The sequence below is a fragment of the Roseomonas rosulenta genome (assembly GCF_016106005.1).
Lineage (GTDB): Bacteria > Pseudomonadota > Alphaproteobacteria > Acetobacterales > Acetobacteraceae > Neoroseomonas > Neoroseomonas rosulenta.
Genome location: NZ_JACADR010000364.1, coordinates 1 through 3746, shown reverse-complemented (window position 1 = coordinate 3746; position 3746 = coordinate 1). Strand labels below are relative to the sequence as shown.

Annotated in this window: 2 protein-coding genes; both read right to left on the bottom strand. The window is 72.0% G+C overall.

Annotation, left to right across the window (positions count from 1 at the left end):
- Window positions 1-2460: type VI secretion system membrane subunit TssM (gene tssM, locus HW578_RS24220; RefSeq protein WP_198373269.1), on the bottom strand; the 2460-nt coding region annotated here is incomplete at its 3' end.
- Between the two features lie 2 nt (window positions 2461-2462).
- A partial coding sequence (tssL, locus tag HW578_RS24215) for a type VI secretion system protein TssL, long form (protein WP_198373268.1) occupies window positions 2463-3746 on the bottom strand: 1284 nt, incomplete at its 5' end.

Here is a 3746-nt window from a genome sequence, read left to right as displayed (position 1 = left end):
CGGCGGCTGGCGCGGCTGCCGGCCGGGCGGCGCCCAGCCCTGCGGCGGCGTACCGACCGTGAGCTGCCGGGCGATGGCGCGCAGCAGGTCCTTCATGGGCGAATTGGGCGCGCCCAGCAGGTTCAGGGCCTCGGCCTGCTGCGGCAGCGCCGGCGGCAGTGGGGCGAGGTTCAGGTCGTCCATCATCGCCTGCCACTGCCGCGCATATTCCTGCGCGTAGAGCCGCAGCACCGACTGCTCCAGCGCCGCCGGGTCGTCGGTGCCGAGGTTGGCCCCCTCAGGCCCCAGCACCCAGTATTCCGCGACACCCTGGCGCACCGACTGGCCGAGCACGGGCAGCAGCCCGCGATACAGCCCGTCGATGGTGTAGAGCGCGGGGATGCCCTCGGTCAGCGGCTGGCCGGAGGCCCGCACGAAATACCGCTGCCCCGCCTGGCCGAGCGCATCGGCCGGGCGCCAGGGCTGGATGTTCGCCGCGGTCGCCGCCGTCTGCAGGCGCGAGAAGACTCGGTCCGCCAAAGGCAGGCGCGAGAAGATGCGCCGCGAGGCATCCACCAGCGCGCCATCCACCGGATAGCGATGGTAGTTGCGCGCGATGGTGGCATCGAGATGCGCCATCAGCGAATCACGGATCGGCTGGTTCACCGCACCGGGAAACGCACGGAACCAGTCGCGCGCGAACCAGTTCTTCACCAGGTCGGCGTCGAGCGGCCCTTCCTGCCCGAGCATCAGGTAGGCGCGGGTCGCGTCATACAGCTCGTCGGGCCGCTGGAAGCTGGTGCGCATCGCGTCCTCGAGCCGGGCGAGCAGGCGCGGCAGGAAGGACCGGTCGAGCGCGCGGCGATAGGCGGCATTGGCGCCGGCTTCGAGCTTCTCGCCCTGGCTGAGGCCGAACATCGGCCCGTCGCCCTGCACCGCCGGCGGCAGGCCGCGCGCGGCGTCCATGTAGGGCAGGATGCGGCGGAACTCGGCGTCGGTGATGCGGTCGAAGGGCAGGCCCTGCGCCGCCTGCTCGGCCTTGCCAACCTGCTCGGCGAGCCGCGCGGCGCGCGCCTGCTCCCCGCTCCAGGCCGACCAGCCATAAAGCCCGCCGCCGGCGATCAGCAGGCCGGCCAGGGACCAGGCGGCGATCGCCACCTGACGCCGCCGCTTGTCCGCCTTGCGATCGCCGGAGGCGAGCCGCGCCTCGTTGAACACCACGTCCTTCAGCAGCTTGTGAATGAAGTAGGCGCGGCCCTTCTGCTGCATCACCGAGGCCGGGCGCTTCGGATCGAGCCCGAAGGAGCGCGACAGCGCGCCGGCCAGGCGGTCCAGCGGGCTGCCCTCCTGCGTGCCGGAGGTGAAGTAGACGCCGCGCAGCATCGGCGCGGGGTCGATCCGCGTGCCCGCGAAGGCCGCCGTGACGAAGGCGGCGAGCGGCGCTTCCAGCGAGGCGAACTGCGCCGGGAAGCCGGCCAACGCGGCGCGCTGCTGCGGCCCGCGTTCCTGCTGGAGGCGTTCCAGCACGCGGTCCTGCAGGCGGGCCAGCAGCAGCTGGAACTCCTCGGTGAACTTGGCGGCCGCGCCCACTTCGCCGGCGGTCTCTGCGGGGAAGGTGAAGCCCCAGACCTGCTCGCGCGCGGTCTTGTCGAGGTCGTCGAAGAATTCCATGAAGCCGGCCAGCAGGTCCGACTTGCTGATCATGAAATAGACCGGCAGGCGCTGGCCGAGCTTCTCCTCCAGCTCCTTGATGCGGCGGCGCACGCTGCGGGCGTGCTGCTCGCGCTCGGCGGGGCCGAGGCGCGAGATCATGTCGACGCCAAAGGTCACCAGAACGCCGTTCAGCGGCAGGCGCGGGCGGGATTTCTTGAGCAGCGTGAGGAAGCGCTCCCACCCCGCCTTGTCCGCCGCGGCATCGGAATCCTGGCTGGTGTAGCGCCCGGCGGTGTCGATCAGCACGGCATTGTCGGACAGCCACCATTCGCAAAGCCGCGTGCCGCCCACGCCCTGCAGCTTGCCGCCGTCGCTGAGCGGGAAGTCGAGGCCGGAATTGGCGAGTGCGGTGGTCTTGCCCGAGCCCGGCGGGCCGATGATGACGTACCAGGGCTGTTCGTAGAGGAAGCCGCCCTTCTTGCTGCTGCTGGCCTTGAGCCGGTCCATCGCGGCGGTGAGGCGCTCGCGGAGCTCGCCCTCCTCCTCGGCGGCGCGGTCCGCGGTCGGGTCGGGCTCGGCGATGCCCTGCACCAGCAGCGCGTCGCGCCGCCGCCGGCGCCGATCCGAGAACCAGATGAAGGCCAGGCACAGCACGAACAGTGCCGCGCAGACGATCATCCGGTTGATCTCGGATTCCAGCGGCCGGAACCCGCCGATGTTCACCATCGGGCCGAACAGCCAGACGATCGGCGTCAACAGCGAGACGGCCAGAAGCGCGGCGATTGCGCGGCCCTTGAGGAACGGCTGGAGGACCGTGAGGAGTTCCATCGTCAGTTCGTCCCTCGCAGCAGGATCACCTCGATCCGCCGGTTGGCCTCGCGCCCTTCGGCGGTGCGGTTGTCGGCGATCGGCTCGGCATCGGCGCGCCCTTCGGTGGAGAAGCGCGCGGGATTGCCGGTGGCCTCGGCGATGATGGCCGAGGCGGCTTCGGCACGGGCGGCCGAGAGCTGGAAGTTGGACGGGAAGCGGACGGTGCGGATCGGCTGGTTGTCGGAATGGCCGATCACCTGGACGCGGCCGGGTTCGGTGCGCAATCCCTGCCCGACGCGCTGCAGGATCGGGATGAAGCGCGGCTCCACCGTGGCGGAGCCCGAGGCGAACATGCCCGTGCCCTTCAGCCGCACCGTGACCGAGCGCCCGTCGCCGAACACCGTCAGCAGCCCCTGGTCGATCTCGGGCTTGAGGAACTGCCGCAGCGTGACCAGGAAGTCCGGCGGCGGCGGCGGCACATTGGCCGGCGGCGGTGGCGGCGGTGCAGGCGGGCGCGGCGGTGCGGGGCGAACGATCTCGGGGAAGGCGCCGGGCGGCAGGGCGGCCATGCGGGCATAGAGCTCGTCCGAGCCCTCGTTCATGGCATTCGCCAGCCACGCATAGCCCATGCCCAGCGCAAACACCGCCACGCAGGCCGCGACCCAGGCGGGCACGCCCTTGCGCGGGCCGCGATGCGGCGCATCGACGCCCTTCCAATGCGGCGAGAGCTCGCGCTCCCAGGGGGCGCGCACCTGCACCAGCAGCTGGTAGAGCCCCTCGCGGATGCGCTCGAGCTCCGAGGCGCCGCGCGGCGAGAGCCGGTAGCGACCCTGGAAGCCGAGGGCGAGGCACAGGTAGGCGACCTCGAGCGCATCCTTCCAGCGCCCGGGGTCCTTCTGCATGCCGGCCAGTACGTCGAAGAAGCGGTCGCCCGACTTCACGTCCTGGTGGAAGGTCGCGACCAGCGACTGCACAGACCAGACGCTGCCCTGCCCCCAGTTGTAGGACAGCACCACGTCGTCGAGGCTGGCGCAGAGGATGTAGTGCGCGGCGCGCACCTGCTCGGCGCTCACGCCGAGGTCGCGGGCATCCGTCTCGAACTGGCGGAAGGCGCGCAGCGCGCGCTCGCGCAGCTCCTCGCCCTGCGGCGGCGCGGTCATGCCGGCGTTCGACAGGCGGCCGAGCAGGTCGAGCAGCGGCTGCGCGGCGGCAGCGAGCGGGCCGATGCCGATCTTGGGCAGCGCCTCGGCCTCGCCGGCCAGGCGGGGTGCGGACTCGGCACGCCCCGCCGGCGCCGCGGCCGC